Below are 20,323 nucleotides of genomic sequence, written 5' to 3'. Positions count from 1 at the left end.
CGACGGTGAGGAGGCGGAGCAGTGGTACCGGCGGGCGGCCGACGCCGGCCACACCGAGGCGATGAACAACCTGGGTGTCCTGCTCTACGGGCGTGATGACGGAGAGCAGCCCAGGAGGTAGCACCACCCGTGCCACTACCCGAGCGAAATGTCATTCCTCGAATGTCGGGTCTCAAGAACAACGCCAGCCCTGTTCGCGGCACCGTACGAACGCCCGAGAACTTGGATCTCATCACGTTCTTGACCAGCGTTGGGGTTGTTTGGTCCGGCGGGCCGTGTCCGGTCAGGGTGACGTCCCGGCGTGCTCGCGTCGGCGCAGCGGCGGTGCCAGGTCGTCATTCGGTGGTTGCTGCCCGACCTGCCGGCGGCTCTCCCGGCCACCGGCCAGCGATGTCACGCTGCGGATTCAGGCAGGTAGCCGTGGCCGATGAACAACCGGATGAAGTAGCGGCGCAGCATCGGCAGAGACTGTTCCTGAGACTGGAACTCCGCGCCGCCGAAGCGCACGACCTCGTAACCGGCCAGGTGGAGTTCCCGATCTGCGGCGACCATCTCGGCGTAGCGACGAGGGCTTGCCCGCCCGTCGTCGTCGGCGTAGTGCTGCTTGCCGTCGCACTCGATGACGAGCCGCCAACGGCTGCGCATCAGCAGCAGGAAGTCCATCCGCTGGCGTGGTAGTGGTCCCGGCTCACGCCGCTGGGCCCGGGTGTAGGGGTCGTAGTGCAGGTAGACCTGTGGAATCAGCGCCGGCAGGTCAAAGCCGTGGTCGCTGAGCAGCTCGCCGTATGCGCGGAACACCTGCCGCTCCGGGCCGGGTGGGTCCGAGGGCTTGCGGTCGCGGTCCAGCGAGCGCCGCAGACGCAGGTACAACTGCCGACCGGCCTCCTGTTCGCTGGTCCCGGGCTCAGCGTGGGTTTCGGTCCACCAGGTGACCAGTTGCCGCCAGCTCAACCCGCTGGGGTCCAAGCCGCGGTCGTAAACGAGGCAGAACTCGCCGTTCTTGCTGATTTCGATGGTGTTGCTCACCGCGTCGGTCAGCACCAATTCCGGTTTGGGACCGTCCGCGGCGAAGATCAGGTTCTTGAACGGCGAGTCGACTCCGGTACGCCGGCCAGCATGCACCTGGAGCAGCCCCCACAGCCGGGGGCGGTAATGCTGCTCGACAACACGTGAGCCGAGCTGACACAGCTGGTCCAGGGTGTAGTCGCTGGTCCGGCTGCGTACGTACGCACGCTTGCTGGCCATGGCCTCGTCGACGTCGCCATCGTCGAGTCCCAACGCCCGGCAGACGTCTGGGAGCTTGGTGGCACTGACCTGCCACAACGTCTCGGCGATCTCGTCGCGCAACTGCATCGCGTCCGTGCCGCTGCCCAGGTCATTGCGGGCGAAGGGGTCGGCGAGCACGGGTGCGACGCTCACCTGGTGATTGTCGCCGTTCCCCCACTTCCGGACCCGATCGAACTGCTTTGCGATCACCTGCAGATCCGCCGGCCGAAACAGCCCGACGAACGCGGGATGCACGCGCAGCACCACGGGAACGGGCGCGGGCTCCCAGGGCAGCGATTGCCCGATCTCTGCCTGCTCGGCCAGTGACAGCAGCCGCGCCGCGTGCTGGTTCCCGGCCTGGACCAGCATCTGCGACACGGTGGCCAACTCCTGGCTCGTCTTGCTATCCACCGTGTCGTCCCTCGGGCACGAGTGTCACTGTAGGCGAAGACACCGACACGGGCCTGGTGCCTGCGTCCCGGTCATGAGTGGTACCGCTGGTGCAGGCGGTCGAAGAACATGCTGAGCATGTGCTGGGCGGCGTTGTCGTCGACGAGCTCGGCGCCGCCGAACCGGTACACCTCGTACCCCTTCAGGCGAAGGTCGCGATCTGCGCGCAACATGTCGGCGTACTGGCGCGGGTTGGCGCGGCCGTCGTCGTCGGCGTAGTGCTGCTTGCCGTCGCATTCGATGACCACGCGGGCCCGGTGAGGCAGGAGCAGCAGGAAGTCCATGCGTTGACGTGGGAGCGGGCCGGGTGCCCGTCGCTCGGACGCGGTGTATGGGTCGTAGTGCAGGTAGACCTGCGGGATCAGAGCTGGGATGCCGGAGCCGAGCCGGACGTAGCGCTCGGCGTAGGTGCGCAGGATGCGCCGCTCGGCGTCGTTGTCGCCGAGCGACTGGTCCAGCCTGCGATAGAGGCTGCGTGAGATGTCCCGCTCCGGCTCGCCGGTCATTCCCTGTCGATCGGCCCACCAGGCGGTTAGCTCGGCCCAGGTCAGGCCGTGTGCGCCCAACGGCCGGTCGTACACCAGGCAGTTGTCAGCGTTGCGTACGAAGTGCAGGTCGTTGTTGACCGCGTCGTCCAGCACGATCTCCGGCTTGGGCCCGAGCGCGGCGAAGATGAGGTTCTTCATGGAGCCGCGCACGCCGGAGCCGATCAGGCGGTAATCGAAGATCGGAGCGCCGCTGATGGCATCGACCTGGATGATCTCGTAGCCGTCGTGGATCAGCACCTCGTTGAGGAAGTCCCGAAGCTGTTCGACCTCGGCAAGGTTGGTGCGGACCTCGGGGTGCAGCATCTCGACGAGGAAGGCCAGCAGTGCGTCGTCGTTGTCCGCCAGCCCGAACCGGTCATCCCTGAAGATCCAGTCGTCGGGCCAGTCGAGCGGGTTGAGCACACGGTGCTGAAAGATGTCCCGACCGGCGGTGTCGTAGCGTGGGTCGATGCTCGGCATCTGCTCCAGCGGGTAAAGCCGGGCCAGGAAGTCTGGCTCGTCGAGGTCGCCGCTCCAGTGTGCCGTGGGCATAGCGGCGAACCCCTCGACGAGGCGGCGGCGGGTGACGTGGGTGATCCGGCCCGTCGCGGTCGCGCGCTGTATCGGCGAGGACATCATCGGGCCCGGAGTGTACTGATAGCCCCCGACGAACGGCCCTCACTTCGGTAGGAGGTGTTCAGGTGAACCACTGCCTCCACTGGTCCTCGGCGGTGGGGTTGTTCAGGACTCGGTCGATGGTGGGCACGGCCGGCTGCTCCAGCACGTCGTCCAGGATGGTGAAGCGCGTCGGCATCACCTCGTTTTTCTTCCAGCGGCTGCCGTAGTCGGTGATTGTGCCGGTCAGCGGGTCGCGCTCCGTATCGAGGCGGCGATCCACCACGCCGAAGCGATGCAGCGCACGGGCGCTGCGCCAGGTGTTGTCCTTGAACCCGAACTGACGGGGGCGGTGCTCCTGCACCACGAACACGCCGCTGCCGGTGTTGTGCGCGATCGGGAAGGCTGCGCGTCGGGCCGAGAGGGCGAGGAACACGGCGATCTCGGTGTTGGTCAGCGCGAACACCCACAGGCTCGTGAAGAAGTGACGCGAGACGTACACGCCTTCCGTCGGCACGGTGTATTTGGGCCGGCTGACCGGGGTGCTGGCCTCGGACAGCGGCGTGATCCGGTTGAGGTCCCGCCGGCCGGGGCGGCTCTTGTCCGGGCCGATGTCCACCAGGTGCTGCTTGTCGAGCACCCGCAGCGCTTCCTTGATCTGCCGTCCCCGCAGCGCACCGGCTTCCCGGTAGTCGGAGCTGGTGTCGGAGAGCACCACCTTCTGCCAGCTCTTGATCGGCGCGTTCGCCTCCACGTCCTCGAACGTGCGGTCGACGCGGGCCCGCTCCCCGGGACCGTACTGACACTGGGCGTCGAAGAGCATGAGCAACTCCAGGCGAAGCGGTAGCCCTCTGGTCGGGACCAGGCGAGCAAGGGCCGGCCCGTGATCGGCGCCGGGCTTCTGCCGCACGAAGTCCGGCCGGATCAAGATCCACTCAGGGCGACGCCCCGGGGTTTTGCCGTCGCGATTGCCGCCGTACTTCCAGAGGTGCTCCAGGTTTTGCCGGACCTCCTCGTGCAGCGGGGTGCTTCCCTCGGGCCCGTCGCAGGCGCTGAGCAGCGCGTTATTGATGGCCGCCCGGGGCGGCCGGGTCGCCCTAGCGCGACCCGGCGGCACCGGCGAGACGGCGCTCACCGCCCACCCCGCAGCGCACCGACGAACCGGGTGAGCTGGGTGAGGACGTCGATGCAGTGGCGGCGAGTCCGCGGGTGGCGGGCGGCCAGCGCCAGGACCGCCACCAGGACGACGCCAAGCGACACCACCGCCGTGGGGAGGGCGATCAGCAGGAGGGCAGCCGCCCATCCGTGCTGGTCATTGAGGCCGAGCATGTGTCATTCTCCGATCGGTACGGGCTCCCGTCCGCCGTCCAACTTCCTACGGTCGATGGCGGGCGGGAGGCCCCTCTCCGGGCTGCCAGTCAGCAGCGCCAGGTGCAAGAGTGACGGCTCCCGCCCGGGTTGTCTCGTAGCCGATCTTGAATGCCGTGTGCCCGCTGACCACGCCAGAACTTCGAGGAACGCCATTGACCTTGTGGTGTGGTCAGCGGGTAGAGGCGAACAGGCACACAGCTTTTTGTGATCATCCCGGGGCTGGCCGGCCAACAGCCGGCCCCGAGCCCGGATCACGCAGTCACACTGGCCCAGGTTGCCCGCAGAGAGCGTTTCGCCGCCGAGTAGGCGATGTCGACGCCGAGCACCCCTCGGTGGCCGGCACGGAGCGGCCTACGTGACGCTGGACTTCGGGCCGGCGCCCCGGTCACTGATTCGGCATGTAGTTGATCGCCAGGCCCTCGCCGTAGCGATGCCCTTCTCCGGTCAGGATCTGCGCCCCGTGCTCCAGCGACGCCAGCACCGTAGTGGCCAGGTCGACCCGACTGGTCACCCCCAGCCAGTACGACAGCTCCAACCAGTCCTCGCCCCAGGTGGGCAGCACCGCGCAGGCATCCATCGCCAGCAGCGCGTGAAGGTCTTGTCGGTCCTTCGGATCGGTCACCAGCTTCAGGGCTTCGGCCACGGTGACGGCGGTAGCGCCGAAGCGCAGCCGGTCGGTGACGACCTCGCCTACCGGCTCCACGGCGTGAATCGAGCCCGCAACGTACGCCAGCAGCGCTGAGCGGTCCAACACGAGCGTAACCGGGGGCAGCTCCTCCTCGGGGCTCACGCCGCCGACGCCGACTGGTCCCCGCCGGCCTGCTCCTGCTCCAGGTGCTGGCGGACCCGCTCGCGGACCGCCGCGAACCGCTCCGCAGGCCACTCGGCCTGCACCGCGTACCGACGGGCGCGGGCGGCGGCCATGCCCTCCGAGGTCAGCGCTACCCCGCGGCGAGCCTGCTCGTCACGGAACTGCTCCCACGCCCGCTGGGCACGCACGGCGCCGGTCACGTAGGCGCTCGCCTTGCCCGGGCCCTGCTGCTCCAGGGTCTCGGCTACGTCCTGCGGGACGGAGATCGACAGCTTCTTCACCGTGGTCATACCGTTCAGCGTACTCCGGTAGCAACCTCCTGGTGGCTGTGACACGGGAGTAAGTTCGCAGCTCCCGCCCTGCGTGGAGGGTGACGATCCGGAACAACCAGGACGTCGGGGCCGACCGCGGTGGCCACGGGCGCGGGCCGTGTTGAATGGCGGGATGCTCGTCAACCCCCTGCCCGGCACCGAGCGCACGGTGCTCGACTCCGCCCTCGACTACCTGCTCAACAGGCTGCACACCGTCAACGGAGGCGGCGGCGGGACAGTGGCCATCGAGCGGGCCTTCGCGTACATCGAGTGGGTGCACGAGGCACGCCGACGGCTCTACAACCTGATCCGGCCCGCCGAGCTGGAGCAGCTGCTCGGGCTGCGCAGCTACGAGACCATCCTCGCGGCCACCGTCCCGTTCGGGAGCCCGGGAGGCGAGCGGGTCCTCAACGGCTTGATCTCCACCGAACTCACCGAGCGCGTCACCGTCTTCGAGCAGGCGATCCGCAACCTCAAGGAGCGCGTCGACCAGCTCTACCGCGCCGGCATCCTGGTCGTGCTCGACACCAACGTCTATCTGCACTACCCGCAGGAGCTGCACGAGATCGACCTTCGGCAGGACCTCGGGCTGCGCGAAGAACCGATCCACATCCTGGTGCCGATGGCCGTCGTCGACGAGTTGGACGGCAAGAAGCAGCACCAGAACAAGGACACTCGGCGCCGGGCCCGGATGGTCACCGCCAAGATCGAACAAGTGGTCCGGGACGGCGGCCGGCTCCGCGAGCAAGACTACTCACCGCTGGACAGTGGTGGCATTCCGCGTGGCGAGATCACCCTGGACGTCGTCTTCGATCCGCCAGGACACACCCGGCTGTCGATCACCGATGACGAGATCGTCGACCGCGCCGCGACCCTCCAGACCCTGGCTGGTCGCCGTGTCCGCCTGCTCACCTACGACACCGGCATGGCCATGCGAGGACGCAACGCCGGCCTGACGGTGCACAAGCTCCAGCACTCCAGGACCGACGACGGGAAGTAGCTGGGCGCGGCTCCCGCCGGCCCTCTACCGGCCCGGCGCCTCGGCGGTCACACCCGCCGAGGGGGACCGCGGTGGTGCCGGTGGCGCCTCAGCCGGCCGGCCCGCAGACGTGGCGTCGGCGACAGCGGTCGCGGTCGACTGGGGGAATGCCTGGGCCGCGAGCTTCGCCCCGTGCACGTTCCGATCGACGGGTGCGGCGCCCGCATGACCGGTCTCCGGTCGGTCCCCGGGACCGCTTTTCTCCCTGCCGCCGCCCGTCTCCCGCCACTCACCGTCCAGGGTGACGGGAGAGCGCTCCCCGTCGCCCTCGACGTTGCCGTCAGCCCGCGGCGTTGCGGCTCCCTGCTCGGTGGCGTAGTCGTCGACCACCCGGAACGCGTACGCGGCGGGCGTGTGGGCCCGGTCGACGAAGCCTGGCACCTGCCGCAGAAGGTCGCGCACATCGTGCCCGGCGCGCTCCAGTTGGTCGAGTTTGTAGGCCAGCGCCGGCCACGCCGCCGAGGCGATGACCCGCTCCGCCCGGTCGGGGGACCACACTTCCCGTACGTGTACCGCCATCGCCTCCTGGCGCTCCTGGGCGGTACGGCGCCGCTCGCCGGCGTCATCATGCCGGGCCTCCGACGGCCGGGCGTCCGCCGGTCGGTCGACGTCGTCCATGGCGGCGCGGTCGAGCTGGTCGGACAGCCATGCCTCGTCCCCCGGCCGGGCGCCGGTCTGCGGGTCGACGTGGACGCCGCGTTCGGCGAGACGCACCACGATGACCCGCTGGGCGGCCTGGGCGCGCGGGTCGACGGCCGCCCACTCGGTGCTGGCCCGCCAGGCCCGGGCGATGTCCTCGGCCGACGCCTGCCGCCACCACGACGGCCGGGTAGCCGGCCGCCACACGGTCGCGCCGGCCTGCTGGGCTGCCCGCACCTGGGCGCGGATGCGGCGGGCCTGCTCCTCGCTGGCCCGGGCGGAACGTTGCAGCTGGGCGATGCGGATCTCGATGGCCGCCTGCGCGAGCTGGCCGGCGGCCTGGATCGCGGCGGTGACCGCCGCGGTGGTGCGCTGGTGGATCTCGGCCATCTCGTTGTCGGGCACTAGCTCGTCCTCCTCAACGCTGCGGATCGCGCTCGACCGTGGGGTCGACGCGAGGCCGGACCGGGCCCGGCACGGTGTGGACCGGCCGCTGCGGCGGCCCGCCCTGGGTCGGCATGTGCCCCTGGTCTACGAGCGGGGCGCCGGACTGGAGCAGGGGCATCAGGTGCGCGGCGGCAGCAGCAGCGGCACCGGCGGCGTGGGCTTGTTGCTGCGCGGCGCGCAGCTCCGCCAGCGCCACGACCAGGCGGGCCGCCTGGACGACCACGGAGAGCAGGACGGCCGCCTCACCGCCGTCGCGGGCGTGTCCGGCGACCAGCAGCGCGTCCGCCACGCGACCCAACTCCCGGGCCACCGACGACGCCGGCGGCGCCGGCGCACGACGCGGTGGCGCCGCCGCCCGAGCCAGGGCGTCAGCGGCCCGGCTCATCGGGCCCTGCCCCGACGGTTCGGTAGCCGCCGCCACCCGGGCCAGCAGCTCGGCGCTGGCCCGCGCCACCGCCGGCCACTGCGGCGAGTCGGGCGCCACCCCGGCCAGCCGGCCACTGATCGCCTCCAGCGCGGCGGCCGACGATCGCCACACCGCCATCCGATCCTCGCCACGCAGGTTCGATTCCGCGGAATCCGCCGCCTTCCACTGGCCGACCAGGGGCCGCTCGGCCTCGGGCCACCGCTTGCGGACCTGGGGCAGGCTGAGATCGCCGTCCAGGCTGCGCCCGGCGTACCAGGACGGCGTGCCCACCCCGGTCGGCCGCAGTGCGACGGCATACCCAACCACCTGGTTCGGGTCCTTCGCCGAGGTCCGCGGGGCGACCAGCAACCCCGCGCCCTTCATCCGTGCGACCCACTCGGTCTCACTCCGGGCGCCGGCCAGCGCCGCCCGGACCTGGCGGCGCAGCAGTTCGCGGTCCGGCGCCTGGCCGCTACGCCGGGCACGGTCGACCTCCGGTCGGTTCAGCTCCGGGCGCTTCGTCGCCCCACTCCGGCCAGGCGTCCACTTGCCGAGCCCGAACTCGTCCTCCAGGAGATCGGCCACCTGCTGGCTGCGCCGCTTGTCCTGCCGCAGCCACACCGGCGCCCCGTCCTCGGTGGCCAGGGTGACGACCAGGTGCACGTGATCGTTGCCCTTGGTCGACAGGCCGTGCCGCACCGCGATCCACCGGCACCCGGCCCGCTCCACGTCGCCGTTGAACCCCATCTCGACCACGAACCGGCCCGCGATCCGCGACCAGGTCGCGTCGTCGAGCTGCCCCTCCTGCGCGGGCAGGCTCAGCGAGCACTGCCACACGTACTGCTGCACCCCGCGCTCGCCGGCGGCGATCTGCGGCGCGTCCAGCCGGGCCGCCAACTCCTCCAGCGACCATCCGCCACCCTCACGCTCGCGGCGATTGGGGGCGAGCAGCGCCACGTCGTCGTACCCGGCAACCAGGTGCGGGTCGACGTGTTCCTCGGCCTTCCCCGGCCCCCACAGGTACTCCAGCAGACCGCGTACTCGGCTGCCGTAGGTCACCTTCGGGATCATCGGCGGCCCGTCTGCGCGGCGGCGATCGCAGTCACCAACTCGTCGGCGCGCGCCGCAACCCGGGCGAGGTACGCAGCCGCAGCGGCCAGGTCCCCGCCCGGCTCGCTCGTGGAGTGCAGCCGCGCTACGGCCTGATTCAGGTTGTGCGCTGCACCCCGCACCTGCCGGTGTACGCCCATCAGCTCGACCAGCAAGGGCCCCGTCTCCGCAGCGCCGTCCGGACCGGCCGGGGCGGGCACAAGCGGCGCCGATCCGACCTCCGCCAGATACGCCGAGGTCGCCATCCGGGCCGCCGCCGCGTTCGCCTCGACCGCCGTCATCTCCGCCTCGGACAGCCGCACGGTTACCCGGTGCACGCGCGGATCGTCGTCGTTGTGAGCACGCCGCCGGCGCTGGCTTGCACCGAAGCGGACCACCCCGACCTGGGCCGGTTCAGCCACGTCGACCCCTCTCTCGGCGGACGCCGCCCGCCGTGTCTCGGCCGGCCGCAGCGCGGCCCGTCTGACCAAAAGTCAGACTTTTACTCCAACTTGCTCCGACGGCACCCGGGGTTGGTGCCGTCGGAGCGGGCCCGGCAGTGCGGTCTCCCATCCGGACCACCGCGAACCCGACCCCTTGCGTCGAGTAGCGGTCCGGGGGTCCGGGGGCTGGCCCCAGGGCACCACCTGCCTCCGGCGACGCCAGAGCGGCTCGCTACGGCGCTGCCGAAGGGTCTTGTGCGCGCAACCTGATCCCGCTGCGGCGTCCAACGCACTGGACGGCGCGCGGCAGAACCTCGTCTCGTGAGGGTCGGAAGCGGTGGCCGGCCGCCGCCCACCGTCAGGGACGGGAAAGCGGTACCACGCGTCTCGATCTTGACCGTTAAGCTCGGCGTCCACAGCCACCACTGAGTCGTCCGGGGGAGGACCTGATGGCCGAACAGAGCGCCAAGGCCGTACGCAGCGAGACCGAGAGGGCGGCGCTGCAACTGCTGCGCGAGCGCGCCACCCTGGTCGGTGAGGCGGCCACAGCGCGGCACGAGCGTGACCAACTCGCCGGGGCCCTGCACGAGGCCAGCACCCGGTACGCCGAGCGGTACGCGGCGGCGGTGCAGGGCGGCTGGACTGAGGACGAGCTGGCCAGGCTCGGTCTGGACGCACCCGAGCCCGGCCCGAGTCGGCGTCGTCGCGTCCCGCGACCGGCGACGCCCTCCACGCCCGGTGAGCAGGTAGCGGTACACGACGAGGCCGGGCAGCCATAGCCAGGGCATCGATGCTGGCACGACGACGGCCTCCTGCGCTGCGGTGGGGGAGGCCGTCGTGTGTGTCCGGCTCACGCGCCCGGCCCCAGCGGAGCGCCCCGGTCGCGCATCCACGCCACAGGATCGACGGCGTTGGCACCGTTGGCGTGGTAAGGGCCCTCGGGGACGTCGACATGGACCTCGAAGTGCAGGTGCGGGCCGGAGCTGCCGCCGCTGCTGCCCACGAACCCGATGACCGTGCCGGCGTTGACCCGCTGGCCGATGGACACCTCGGGCCGACGGATCATGTGGCAGTAGCGGGTGACGACGTCGCCCGGGTGCCGGATGTCGACGTACCACCCGCAGCCCCGCTGGCTGGTGCTGCCGTCGCGGTCGCACGTGGTGTACCAGTCGCACTTGACCTGCTCCACCACGCCGGACGTTGCCGCGCGGATCGGGTCGCCCCGCACGTCCTGCCTCGACAGGTCCACGCCGGCGTGTAGGCGACCACCTCGCGGCCCGAAAGGGCTGACGATGGTGGCTCGGATCGGCTGCACCCACCCACCGGGGCCGACCGGCACCGGGCCGAGGTCGTCGGCCCCGCAGGGGGCGGTAGGGTCGCCGCCGCCGATGTCGTCGATGTTCGGCAGGCCGAGGATCTGCGCCGCGAGGGCCTCGGCGTCGTCCTCCCACTTCTGGTACGCCTCCGGTGTGCCGGAGCGCTGCACGGCCTGCGCGGCGTCGGTCAGGCGCATGCGCTGCCAGCCGTCGACGTCGACCAGCGCCTCGTAGAACTTCCTGGCGGCGTAGCTGGGCGTCATCCGCTCGCGGACGCTGCCCCACCCGGGGCGCTGCTGGAACAGCCCTACCGAGTCGTGGTCGCTGCCCACGGCGTCGTGCGGGATGTTCAGGGACTCGGGCACGGTGCTGTTGGCGAGGTTGCGCAACGTGCTCTCCTGCATGGCCACCGCCAGGGCGATGACGTAGCCCCGGGGTGCGACGCGTCGCTGACGCCCGACCGACACGATCACCGTCGCGTGGGTGGTCTGGGCGCTGGTCCACTCCCCCACGCCCGGCACCGGCGACGCCTGCGGCGCGGACGGCAGCTCGCACGCTGCCGCCTCGGCCTGCATCTGCCCGAACAGCATCACCGGGAGCCCCACCATCCCCCCGCAGAGCACGGCGACAGCGGCCAGGATCGCCACGGTGAGCGCGACCGACCGGCGGGTCATCGCACAGTCCGGACGAAGTCGTTGTCGACGGCCACCCAGCGGCCGTCGATCGCCGCGAGGGCGACGCTCAGCGTGCCCGCGTCGGTGGCCACCCGGTACGTCGCCCTGCCGTCCTTCGGCGACTGGACGGCGACCGGCCGGCCGGTGATCCGCGTCGCCGGCACCCGTGCCGGGTCCACCGTCCGCAGCGTCCGGCCGAACGCGGGCTCACAGTGCGGCGCGATCTGCTCCCACCACTGCTGCGCCGTCAGGTCCGGGCGAGCCCACGCCGCGGCGAACGCCGCCGCCACCGTCGGCGCACGGGAGGCGGGTGGAGTACGCGCCGTCGGCGGATGGTCGTGGTCGTCCTCGCCGGGCGGCTCCGCCGACGCCGAGGACGCACCAGCCTCAGCAAGAGTTGGCCGACTCCGCTCAGGTGCCGATGTCGGCGCGGCCGACGGTCCTATGCATCCCGCCAAAGACACCACCGCGACGACCATTGAGCACACAAGGCAAAGGGATGTGACCCTTCTGCAAGCCAAGTCGACGCCTCCCCCGTGCAACTAATGCGTCCATAGCAGCAGAGCAATCACCATAGATCCACCTGGAAATGCGGTGCTACTGTCTGGTACTCGTCGGTGACCTTGATCGGGGGAGGGATCACATGACGGCTAAGGCGACGCGTCGAGCATCAGAGGCGATCGAACGGTGAAGAGGGGCGCGGCGGCCATCCGCACTCGCCCCCGCCCCGGCACCCCACCCCAGTTGCCCCTCGCGGTGATTCCGCAGCATCACCTCCAGCAGGGGTGGCCGCCCGTGTGGTGGGTGGGATGCCACGGCGGCGCGGGGACAAGCACCTGCGCCCGGCTGACCGGGTACGGCGTGGACTTCGGGTCAGCGTGGCCTGCCCTGACACCGACCATGCCGACCGCTCAGGTCGTGCTGGTCTGCCGCGTCTCAGCGCACGGCACGTGGGCGGCCACCGGTGCCGTCGAGCAGTGGCGCCGCCGCGCCGGCATGTCCCACACGACCTCGATTCTCGGCGTCGTCGCGGTGGCGGCGTCACCCCGACGACCGCCGCGCATCGCCACCGAACGGCTCCAACTGCTCGGCGGCTGGGTGCCGAAGGTGTGGCGGATCGGCTGGGTCGACGCGCTGCTCGCCGCCGACGACCCGCACGACGTCGGCATCCCCCCGGACGTCGAGGCCCTGCGCAACGCAATCTGGCAGACAACCACCCGGAAGGGATAACGATGACGCTCGTCGAGGGCTTGGAGCAGATCCGGATCGCGGCGGTGCTGGCGGCCGTACCGGACCCGGGCGGCGGTGAGGCCCCACCTGGCGTCAGCGAGAACGTCCTGCAGCTCCTCAAGTGGATCGCCTACCTCGCCACCGCCGCGTGCGTCGGCGGTCTGCTCTACACCGCGGCGAAGATGGCCATGGCGCACCGTCGGGGTGACGACACCAACGTCTCCCAGCTCGGCTGGGTCTTCGCCGCCTGCATCCTCATCGGCAGCGCGTCCTCGATCGTCGCGGCGCTGGTCGACTAGGAGACGCGAATGTCGCACCCAACGCAGGACTTCGCCGGACGCCCCCCGTGGACGCGGCCGGGCTTCGTCGTCGCCGTGGCGCTGCTCGCGCTCGTCCTGGTCGCCGGCCTCGTCGTCGGCCTGGCGGTCGTGCTGCGCCCCGACGATCCCGCGCCCCCGGTTGGGGTGGGTCCCACCGCCACGGCAGCCACGCCCGACAACACCAGCACGGATGGGCCGCAACAAACCACGCCGCCCACCTCCGCGCCGGACGACGTGACGTGGGAACTCGTGGGGCAGACGGCGGTGCCGGTCAGCGCCTCGGCCGGCCCCCGCACCAGCGACGGAGGCGTCGCGTCCGGGTACGCCCACACCCCGGTCGGCGCGCTCGTCGCCGCCGCGCAGATCGTCGTGCGGTCCGGCTTCTCGGCCGGCCGCGCATCGTGGGAGCCCACGATCCAGCAGCAGTTCGAGCCGTCGCCGGACCGCGATCGGCTCCTGGCCACGCTGCGGGAGCTCGGCGACCCCCCGGCGCAGCCCGGTGAGCTGAGTCAAATCGTCGGATACCAGTACCAGTCCTACAGCCCCGACACGGCGGTGATCGGGCTGGTGCTACGCGCGCCGTCGGCCGGGACCCCGCGCTACCACGTGTTGTCGCTGACCCTGCGGTGGCGCGAGGGTGACTGGCGCATGGTCGCCCCTCCCGGCGGCGCCTGGACGGCGATCAACCGGGAGACGTCCGACCTAGTCGGGGTCGTCGAGTGGGGGGCGCGGTAGGTGTGCGTCCCCATCGCCGATCCGTTCTGCCTCCCCGGTAAGGCCGTCGAGAGCGCCGCGGGGCAGTTCCTGGAGGAGATCGCCGAGCAGATGTCCGAGGCTGCCGCCGAGATGCTCCGCGCGATGGTCACCGGCTGGCTCAGCATCCCCACACCAGACGTGACCCAGGAATCCGGCACCGTCGCCTACCTGCGGGCCTACACGTCCTGGGCTGTCGCCGCCGTCGCGGTCGCAGCGGTGCTGGTCGCCGCCGGACGCCTAGCCTGGGACCGCGACGGCAGGGAAGCCGGCACCTTCGGCAAAGGGCTGGTGACCATGGTGGTGCTCGCGGGCGCTGGCGTGCCAGCGGTGCAGCTGCTCATCACCATCGGCGACAGCTACTCGAACTGGATCCTCGACGCCGCCGCCGACGGTGACCTCGGCAACCGGCTCCTGACGCTGGCCCCGGCCGCCGCCACCAACGGCCTGTCCGCCCTGATGGTCACCGGCCTGTCGATGATGGTGTTCACCGGATCCCTGGCGCAGCTACTCATGCTGCTCGGCCGTGGCGTCGGCCTAGTGCTGCTGCCCGGGCTCCTGCCACTGATCGCCTCGGCCGGCATCTCCCGAACGGGGCAAGCGGTCCGCGACCGGTATCTGACCTGGCTGCTCGCGCTGGTGCTGTACAAGCCGACAGCCGCCACGATCTACGCCGCAGCCTTCTGGATGCTCGGCCACGGCCAGGACCTCACCACCCTGCTCACCGGCCTGGTCGCGTTCTTCATGGCCATCGTCGCGCTACCCGCGCTGATGAGGCTGCTCGCCCCCACCGTGTCCGCCCTGTCCAGCAGCGGATCCGGCGGGGTGGCAGCCGCCGCGATATCCAGCGGCGGTCAGATCGCCTCCGGCGCGATCCGCCTCAGCAACGCCGCCCGTGGGTCAGGCCGAGGCCAGGGCAACGCCGGCACCAACGGGCCCGGGAGCCCCGACGGCGCAACCCCCTCGATGCCAGCGCCCTCCCCCCGTCCCACAGGCGGCGGAGGCGCACCGGCTCCCGGCGCGGGTGCCACCGGCTCCGCCAGCGCGGGTACCGGGACGGCAGCGGCGGGGGCCGGCTCGGCGGGCGCGGGCGGAGCGGGCGCGGGGGCCGCCGGTGCTGGGGCAGCCGCCGCCGGGCCGGTCGGCATGGCGGCCGCGGCGGGCGTCGCCGCAGCCAAGGCCGGACCCGCGGTCGTCCGCAAGGTCGGCGGCACCGCCGCGTCCGGAGCGGTGGAAGGTGAAGGATGAGTAGTCAGGTGCACAACCGTCCGGCTGAACAGCAGCGCACTTACGGCAACTGGCGGCTCGGCCGGGGTGCTGGCCTGTTCGGGTTGGGCCCCGCCGGCACCATCGCCGCGTTCCTGGTGATGGTGCTCGCTGCCGCGATGCTGCCCGTGTCCACCCTCGCGGCGTTGATCACCGCCGTGGTCGGGGTGCTGGCACTCGCCCCGCTGGCGATCCGGGTCAACGGACGCACCGGGTTCCAGGTCCTCACCGCCCGGGTCGCGTGGTGGCTGACCCGGGCCCGCCGTCACCACGTGTACGTGTCCGGGGTGGCCTCCCGCGTCACCGACGCGCACCAACTGCCCGGGGTGCTGGCACGCTCCGAGGTGTACGAGGTGGAAACGGGTCGCGCCGGGCGGCTCGCCGTGGTCGTGGTGCCGCAGAGCCGCCACTACACCGTCACCCTGCGGTGCGCGCCGGAGGGCATGGACCTGGTCGACCAGGCGGTCATCGACGCCCGGGTCGGGCACCTGGCCGTGTGGCTGGCAGCGCTGTCGCGGGAGCCGCACCTGGTGCAGGCGCAGGTCACGGTCGAGACCACCCCGGATCCCGGCACCCGGCTCGCCGCCGAGGTGGCCGCGACGTCCCGGCCCGACGCCCCTGCCCTGGCCCTGCAGGTCCTCGACGACGTCGTCCGCTCGTACCCGGCCGGGTCCGCCACCGTCGACACCCGGGTCTCCCTGACCTACACCGCCCCGCCCGGCCGGTCCATGTCCCACGAGGACGTCTGCCGGGAGGTCGCCGCCCGCCTACCGCACCTGCACGCCGGGCTCACCGGAGCCACCGGCGCCGGGATCGTGCCGATGTCCGCACGCAGCCTCGCCGCGGTCGTCCGCGCCGCCTACGACCCGGCCGCCGCGCTGGACCTCGCCCGCGACCCGCACCTCGCCCCCGACTGGACGCAGGCCGGCCCGGTCGCCACCCGGGAAAGCTGGGACTCCTACCGGCACGACTCCGGGGTCTCGCGCACCTGGTGCATGGTCGAGGCCCCACGCGGGGTGGTGTACTCGCGGCTGTTCTCCCGCCTCATCGACCCGGACCCGCAGCTACTACGCAAACGGGTCACGATGATCTACCGGCCGTACTCCCCTGCCGAGGCCGCCCGGCTCGTCGAGTCCGACAAGCGCGACGCCCGGTTCCTGGCCAGCAAGAAGCCCCGGCCCAGCGCCCGCGACCTGACCGACTTGGCCGCCGCCGAACAGGCCGCCGAGGAAGAGGCCACCGGGGCGGGCGTCGTCCGGTTCACCGTGCTGGTCACCGCCACCGTCGCCGACGAGAAGCACCTCGGAGAGGCCACCGGCGTCATCCGGGCCCGCGCCGGGGAGGCCCGCCTGGCGTTGCGGCCGATGTACGGCTGCCAGGCCGCCGGCTTCGCCGCCAGCCTGCCCGCTGGCGTTGTCCTGCCCACCCACGCCACGATCCCCTTCTAGGCGGCGGCGATGACCATCAGCACCAGAAACGACCCACCGTCGCGGCGGCCAGGTGGCCGGCGGCCAGGGCGGCTCGGTCACGGCGGGCCCGGCGGCGGCCGGTGGTCGTGGATCGAACCGCCCACCGAGTACCGGGGCACCACAGTGCAGGTGTGCGGCCTGTTCCCCTTCGGCACCGGCGCGTCGACGCCGATGATCGGCGTGCCGGTGGGCCGGCACCTCTACACCGGCTCGGCGGTGTGCTTCGACCCGATCTCCTGGTACACCCGCGCCCGGCTGATCAACAACCCGTCGGTGTGGATCGAGGGCGAGCCCGGCATGGGCAAGTCCACCGCCGTGCGGCGGATGGTCCTCGGCCTCACCGCGCAGGGCGTCACCCCGCTGATCCTCGGCGACCTCAAACCCGACTACGCCGAGTTGGTGCGCGCGCTCGGCGGCCAGGTCCTGCGGGTCGGCCCCGGTCTGGACCGCATCAACCCCCTGGACGCCGGCCCGTGGCGGCAGGTCCTCGACCGTGTCGACGACCGCACCGGCGCCGTCGTCCGGGCCGCTGTCACCGACCGCCGGCTGAACATGGTGGTCGCGCTGGCCACCCTGGTCCGGCGCGGACCCGTCAGCTCCGACGAGACCACCGTGCTCGCCGCCGCGCTGCGCTACCTCGCCGACCGGGAAACCGACACCCAGCCGGTGCTCTCCGACGTCCTGCGTGTCATCCGCACCGCCCCGCCGGAGGTCCGCGCGGTCACCCTGTGGCAGGAAGACCAGGACATCCCCCGGTTCCGGGAGGACACCGCCGCACTGCACCGCACCCTGCTGGCGCTGCTGCACGGCCCCCTCGGCGACACCTTCGAGGGGCAGACCACCACCGCGATCCGCCTCGACACCCCCGCCGTGTGCGTCGACATCTCCGGCATCGACGACACCGACGAGCTGCGCACCGCCGCGACCCTCCTGTCCACCTGGTCCTATGGCTTCGCCCAGGTGGAAGCCGCGCACCTGATGGCCGACCTCGGCCTGGCACCGGCCCGGACGTTCTTCACCGTGCTCGACGAGCTGTGGCGGGCGCTGCGCGTCGGGCACGGCCTGGTCGACCGCGCCGACGGCCTCACCCGCCTCAACCGGCAGAAGGGCACCGGCACCGCCTTCATCACCCACTCCCTCGCGGACTTGGAGGCGCTGCCCACTGCCCACGACCGGGCCAAGGCGCGGGGCTTCGCCGAGCGGTCGGCGGTGCTGATGATCGGCCCCTGCTCCGAGCAGGAACTCGACGCCGTCTCTCGGGTCCGACCGTTGTCCCAGGCCGAACGACGCGAGGTGCTGTCCTGGTCGGCGCCCCCGTCGTGGACGGCCGCCGAGGGCAGCGAGACCGTCGGCCGCGGCAACTTCCTCATCAAGGTCGGCTCCCGGCCGGGCATCCCCGTGCACCTGGAGCCCACCGAGACCGAGAAGCAGCTCGGCAACACCGATTTCCGCTGGACGATGGCATGAGCCGCCCGGCCGGGCCGCGCGGCGGCCACGACGACGCCGGCCTGATCGCCGGGGGCATCGCCGCCGGGGCCCTGATCCTCGCCAGCGCCGTCTGGGTGCCGGTCGCGCTCACCCGCCCACCCGGCTACACCGGCGGCGGGCCGATCCGCGTCGCCGCCGCGGTGCTGCGCGGCGACATCACCTGGACCACCGCCTGCACCCTCGTCGCCGTTATCGAGGTGACCGTCCTGGCGGGGCTGGCCACGGCCGCCGTGGCGGCGCTGCGATGGCGACGCCGGCGACGCACCCGCGTCGACGCCGCAGCCCGGAAGATGGCCAGCCGAGCCGACCTCGCGCACCTCGGGCCGACCGGCATCGCCGACAGCGGCCGGCGGCTACGGCCCAGCCTCGCCGACGTCGACCGGCCCGACCCCGACCAGCTCGGCGTGCTGATCGCCACCACCGTCGCCGGCGGAATGCCGCTGCGCCAGTCCTGGGAGGACATGGCCGTAGACATCTGGGGGCCCCGCACCGGCAAGACCACCTGCCGGGCCATCCCCGCCATCGTCGCCGCGCCCGGCCCGACCCTCGTCACCAGCGTCAAGGGCGACATCGTCGACGCCACTCGCGACCTGCGCGCCGCCCGAGGCACCGTGTGGGCGTTCGACCCGCAGCACATCCTCGGCGCCGAGCAGGGCATGTGGTGGAACCCGCTGCGCGCCGTGGCCACCATCACCGACGCTCGCCGCCTCGCCGAGCACTTCGCCTCCGCCGAGCGGGAGCCCGGCGTCAGCCGCGACGCCTTCTTCGACCCATCCAGCGAGGAACTGGTGGCGAACCTGCTGCTCGCCGCCGCCGTGTCCGGCCGCGACATCCTCACCGCCTACCGGTGGGCCGTCAGCCCCCGCGACGACGAACCCGCGATGCTGCTACGCGAGCACGGCTACGACCTGCCCGCCGACGCTGTCGCCGGGGTGGTCAACATGCCCGACAAGACCCGCGGCGGCATCTACGCCGGGGCGCAGAAGATGCTCATGTGCCTCACCGAACCCGCCGTCACCGCCTGGGTCACCCCGCCCACCCGTGGCGGTGTCGGCGAGTTCGATCCGGCCGCGTTCGTGACGTCCACCGACGTGCTGTACCTGCTCTCCCAGGGCGGCCCCGGCTCCCCCGCCCCGCTGGTCGCCGCCCTCACCGACGCGGTCCTGCGCGCCGGCGAGCTACGCGCCCGTGCCTCGACCGGCCGCCGCCTCGACCCGCCGCTGCTGAGCATCCTCGACGAGGCCGCGAACATCTGCCGCCTGCGGCAGCTCCCCAGCCTCTACTCCTACTACGGCTCCCACGGCCTACCGATCATCACGATCCTGCAGTCCTACCCCCAGGGCGTCGACGTGTGGGGCCGCGAGGGCATGCGCAAACTCTGGTCGGCGGCGAACGTCCGCACCTACGGCGGCGGCGTCGCCGACCCCGACTGGCTCGAAGAACTCTCCAAGCTCATCGGCGAGCACGACGTCACCACCCGGTCGACCAGCAGCAGCGGATCCGGGTGGGGACAGCGGTCGGTCTCCCACTCCACCCGACGGCAGCGCATCCTCGACATCTCCGACCTGCACGCCCTACCGCGCGGCCGGATGGTCGTCTACGCCTCCGGAGCCCCACCAGCGCTCGCCCGCACCGCCCCCTGGCAGGACGGGCCGTACGCCGAAGCGATCCGCGCCTCGATCGCCCGCTGGGACCCCGACAACCGCACCGACTGGACCCTGTCCCCCGACGCCCCGCCGGAGCCCCCCGCATGACCAGCCCGAGCACCGGACCAGTCGCCGGCCTGACCACGCTGCTCGACCAGCTCACCGGGACACCCGACACCCCCGCCGCCGAGAACGACGATCAGGGCACACCACAGCCGGTCTTCCGCGACGTCGACCAGTTCGTCACCGGGTACCTCGCACAGGTCATCGAGCGGCGGGTCGCCTCCGGACCCACCCCCGGCATCAACTGGTGCCCCCGCTGGTGGGCCCACCCCGAAGCGCTGTCCCGTCTCTACGCCCTATGGCGAGCCTGGGAGACCCTGCGCGTCAACGACCCCCACACTGGCATGAGCATCTGGTGGCGTGACCACCTCGACCCCCACCTGGCCGTCCTTACCGGCGACGCCGGTCCGTTCGCCCGTTGCGGGTCGGACCGGCACCGCGACCCCGAGGCTCTGCCTGCAGAGCCCGCTCCTGCCGAGGTACTGGCGCAGTTTCCTGACGCCTGACCGCTGGGAGCCGGGCCCACCCGTGCGAAAGGACGCGACGATAACCGACACCCGACGTCGAGACCGATCGTAGGCAACGCGCGGCTAGTACGGCAGCCGCCGTTTGAGATGTTGCTGGTGGGGGCCGGGTAGACGGGGTACGGCCACCGCGTGATCGTCTGTCTGCTGTGGACATGAC

General features: G+C 71.9%; 21 protein-coding genes. 10 read left to right on the top strand and 11 right to left on the bottom strand.

What is annotated here, in order from left to right:
- Window positions 1-393: 393 nt before the first annotated feature.
- The 6 genes from GA0070558_RS31945 to GA0070558_RS31920 form a co-directional block, all read right to left on the bottom strand.
- Window positions 394-1,677, bottom strand: a complete 1,284-nt coding sequence (locus GA0070558_RS31945; protein WP_091287064.1) for a putative endonuclease domain-containing protein — start codon at window positions 1,675-1,677, stop codon at window positions 394-396.
- A 71-nt stretch (window positions 1,678-1,748) separates the two neighbouring features.
- Window positions 1,749-2,882: an AbiJ-related protein gene (locus GA0070558_RS31940; RefSeq protein ID WP_091287061.1), complete on the bottom strand. Its 1,134-nt coding sequence runs from the start codon at window positions 2,880-2,882 to the stop codon at window positions 1,749-1,751.
- A gap of 58 nt (window positions 2,883-2,940) precedes the next feature.
- Complete coding sequence (locus GA0070558_RS31935) at window positions 2,941-3,993, bottom strand: hypothetical protein (protein ID WP_141722404.1); 1,053 nt, start codon at window positions 3,991-3,993, stop codon at window positions 2,941-2,943.
- Window positions 3,990-4,187 (bottom strand): hypothetical protein, encoded by a 198-nt coding sequence (locus GA0070558_RS31930; protein ID WP_091287054.1) that lies wholly within the window; start codon window positions 4,185-4,187, stop codon window positions 3,990-3,992. The genes GA0070558_RS31935 and GA0070558_RS31930 overlap by 4 nt, the downstream gene beginning before the upstream one ends.
- Before the next feature lie 427 nt (window positions 4,188-4,614).
- Window positions 4,615-5,019 (bottom strand): hypothetical protein, encoded by a 405-nt coding sequence (locus GA0070558_RS31925; protein WP_091287051.1) that lies wholly within the window; start codon window positions 5,017-5,019, stop codon window positions 4,615-4,617.
- A complete protein-coding gene (locus GA0070558_RS31920) occupies window positions 5,016-5,330 on the bottom strand; it encodes a hypothetical protein (protein WP_091287048.1) in 315 nt (104 codons plus the stop codon). Before GA0070558_RS31920 ends, GA0070558_RS31925 begins: the two co-directional genes overlap by 4 nt.
- A 154-nt stretch (window positions 5,331-5,484) precedes the next feature.
- On the opposite strand from GA0070558_RS31920, the gene GA0070558_RS31915 reads away from it, so the two are divergent.
- The gene (locus GA0070558_RS31915; protein WP_091287045.1) at window positions 5,485-6,351 is read left to right on the top strand and encodes a PIN domain-containing protein; all 867 of its coding nucleotides are present in this window, start codon (window positions 5,485-5,487) and stop codon (window positions 6,349-6,351) included.
- A 24-nt stretch (window positions 6,352-6,375) separates the two neighbouring features.
- Here GA0070558_RS31915 and GA0070558_RS31910 read toward each other — a convergent pair whose 3' ends face one another.
- Genes GA0070558_RS31910 through GA0070558_RS31900 form a run of 3 tightly spaced genes read right to left on the bottom strand, consistent with a single transcriptional unit; the run spans window position 6,376 to window position 9,393 of the window.
- Entirely contained in the window at window positions 6,376-7,434 is a 1,059-nt protein-coding gene (locus tag GA0070558_RS31910) for a hypothetical protein (RefSeq protein WP_091287042.1), read from the bottom strand.
- Window positions 7,435-7,447: 13 nt separating this feature from the next.
- The gene (locus tag GA0070558_RS31905) at window positions 7,448-8,953 is read right to left on the bottom strand and encodes a relaxase/mobilization nuclease domain-containing protein (RefSeq protein ID WP_091287040.1); all 1,506 of its coding nucleotides are present in this window, start codon (window positions 8,951-8,953) and stop codon (window positions 7,448-7,450) included.
- Window positions 8,950-9,393, bottom strand: a complete 444-nt coding sequence (locus GA0070558_RS31900) for a plasmid mobilization protein (protein ID WP_091287037.1) — start codon at window positions 9,391-9,393, stop codon at window positions 8,950-8,952. Before GA0070558_RS31900 ends, GA0070558_RS31905 begins: the two co-directional genes overlap by 4 nt.
- Window positions 9,394-9,863: 470 nt before the next feature.
- Here GA0070558_RS31900 and GA0070558_RS31895 point away from each other — a divergent pair, with 470 nt between their 5' ends.
- Window positions 9,864-10,193: a hypothetical protein gene (locus GA0070558_RS31895; protein ID WP_091287034.1), complete on the top strand. Its 330-nt coding sequence runs from the start codon at window positions 9,864-9,866 to the stop codon at window positions 10,191-10,193.
- 71 nt (window positions 10,194-10,264) lie between these two features.
- On the opposite strand, the gene GA0070558_RS31890 is transcribed toward GA0070558_RS31895, so the two are convergent.
- Window positions 10,265-11,404: a M23 family metallopeptidase gene (locus tag GA0070558_RS31890; RefSeq protein ID WP_176734476.1), complete on the bottom strand. Its 1,140-nt coding sequence runs from the start codon at window positions 11,402-11,404 to the stop codon at window positions 10,265-10,267.
- Complete coding sequence (locus tag GA0070558_RS34775) at window positions 11,401-11,694, bottom strand: hypothetical protein (RefSeq protein WP_256092252.1); 294 nt, start codon at window positions 11,692-11,694, stop codon at window positions 11,401-11,403. Before GA0070558_RS34775 ends, GA0070558_RS31890 begins: the two co-directional genes overlap by 4 nt.
- Before the next feature lie 610 nt (window positions 11,695-12,304).
- On the opposite strand from GA0070558_RS34775, the gene GA0070558_RS31880 reads away from it, so the two are divergent.
- Genes GA0070558_RS31880 through GA0070558_RS31840 form a run of 8 tightly spaced genes read left to right on the top strand, consistent with a single transcriptional unit; the run spans window position 12,305 to window position 20,145 of the window.
- Window positions 12,305-12,634 carry a hypothetical protein gene (locus GA0070558_RS31880; protein WP_256092251.1) on the top strand — a complete coding sequence of 110 codons (330 nt, stop codon included), beginning with the start codon at window positions 12,305-12,307 and terminating at the stop codon, window positions 12,632-12,634.
- Between the two features lie 2 nt (window positions 12,635-12,636).
- Window positions 12,637-12,933, top strand: coding sequence for a hypothetical protein (locus GA0070558_RS31875; RefSeq protein ID WP_091287026.1), 297 nt, complete (start codon window positions 12,637-12,639; stop codon window positions 12,931-12,933).
- Between the two features lie 9 nt (window positions 12,934-12,942).
- Complete coding sequence (locus GA0070558_RS31870; protein ID WP_091287023.1) at window positions 12,943-13,689, top strand: DUF8175 domain-containg protein; 747 nt, start codon at window positions 12,943-12,945, stop codon at window positions 13,687-13,689.
- The gene (locus tag GA0070558_RS33160) at window positions 13,690-14,955 is read left to right on the top strand and encodes a hypothetical protein (protein ID WP_141722403.1); all 1,266 of its coding nucleotides are present in this window, start codon (window positions 13,690-13,692) and stop codon (window positions 14,953-14,955) included.
- The gene (locus GA0070558_RS31855; protein WP_091287014.1) at window positions 14,952-16,421 is read left to right on the top strand and encodes an SCO6880 family protein; all 1,470 of its coding nucleotides are present in this window, start codon (window positions 14,952-14,954) and stop codon (window positions 16,419-16,421) included. Before GA0070558_RS33160 ends, GA0070558_RS31855 begins: the two co-directional genes overlap by 4 nt.
- A 9-nt stretch (window positions 16,422-16,430) precedes the next feature.
- Window positions 16,431-17,909, top strand: a complete 1,479-nt coding sequence (locus GA0070558_RS31850) for a putative type IV secretion/conjugal transfer ATPase (protein ID WP_091287011.1) — start codon at window positions 16,431-16,433, stop codon at window positions 17,907-17,909.
- Window positions 17,906-19,684, top strand: a complete 1,779-nt coding sequence (locus GA0070558_RS31845) for a type IV secretory system conjugative DNA transfer family protein (protein WP_091287009.1) — start codon at window positions 17,906-17,908, stop codon at window positions 19,682-19,684. The genes GA0070558_RS31850 and GA0070558_RS31845 overlap by 4 nt, the downstream gene beginning before the upstream one ends.
- A complete protein-coding gene (locus GA0070558_RS31840) occupies window positions 19,681-20,145 on the top strand; it encodes a DUF4913 domain-containing protein (RefSeq protein WP_091287006.1) in 465 nt (154 codons plus the stop codon). Before GA0070558_RS31845 ends, GA0070558_RS31840 begins: the two co-directional genes overlap by 4 nt.
- Window positions 20,146-20,323 lie beyond the last annotated feature (178 nt).

This window comes from Micromonospora haikouensis (assembly GCF_900091595.1).
Lineage (GTDB): Bacteria > Actinomycetota > Actinomycetes > Mycobacteriales > Micromonosporaceae > Micromonospora > Micromonospora haikouensis.
This window is presented reverse-complemented; position numbering and strand designations above follow the sequence as displayed.

Coding starts and splice junctions, on each gene's coding strand:
- GA0070558_RS31845 (WP_091287009.1), top strand. CDS start 17,906: ATGAGCCGCCCGGCCGGGCCGCGCGGCGGCCACGACGACGCCGGCCTG.
- GA0070558_RS31930 (WP_091287054.1), bottom strand. CDS start 4,187: ATGCTCGGCCTCAATGACCAGCACGGATGGGCGGCTGCCCTCCTGCTG.
- GA0070558_RS31905 (WP_091287040.1), bottom strand. CDS start 8,953: ATGATCCCGAAGGTGACCTACGGCAGCCGAGTACGCGGTCTGCTGGAG.
- GA0070558_RS31855 (WP_091287014.1), top strand. CDS start 14,952: ATGAGTAGTCAGGTGCACAACCGTCCGGCTGAACAGCAGCGCACTTAC.
- GA0070558_RS31870 (WP_091287023.1), top strand. CDS start 12,943: ATGTCGCACCCAACGCAGGACTTCGCCGGACGCCCCCCGTGGACGCGG.
- GA0070558_RS31880 (WP_256092251.1), top strand. CDS start 12,305: ATGCCGACCGCTCAGGTCGTGCTGGTCTGCCGCGTCTCAGCGCACGGC.
- GA0070558_RS31850 (WP_091287011.1), top strand. CDS start 16,431: ATGACCATCAGCACCAGAAACGACCCACCGTCGCGGCGGCCAGGTGGC.
- GA0070558_RS31875 (WP_091287026.1), top strand. CDS start 12,637: ATGACGCTCGTCGAGGGCTTGGAGCAGATCCGGATCGCGGCGGTGCTG.
- GA0070558_RS31840 (WP_091287006.1), top strand. CDS start 19,681: ATGACCAGCCCGAGCACCGGACCAGTCGCCGGCCTGACCACGCTGCTC.
- GA0070558_RS31890 (WP_176734476.1), bottom strand. CDS start 11,404: ATGACCCGCCGGTCGGTCGCGCTCACCGTGGCGATCCTGGCCGCTGTC.
- GA0070558_RS31895 (WP_091287034.1), top strand. CDS start 9,864: ATGGCCGAACAGAGCGCCAAGGCCGTACGCAGCGAGACCGAGAGGGCG.
- GA0070558_RS31915 (WP_091287045.1), top strand. CDS start 5,485: ATGCTCGTCAACCCCCTGCCCGGCACCGAGCGCACGGTGCTCGACTCC.
- GA0070558_RS31940 (WP_091287061.1), bottom strand. CDS start 2,882: ATGATGTCCTCGCCGATACAGCGCGCGACCGCGACGGGCCGGATCACC.
- GA0070558_RS31920 (WP_091287048.1), bottom strand. CDS start 5,330: ATGACCACGGTGAAGAAGCTGTCGATCTCCGTCCCGCAGGACGTAGCC.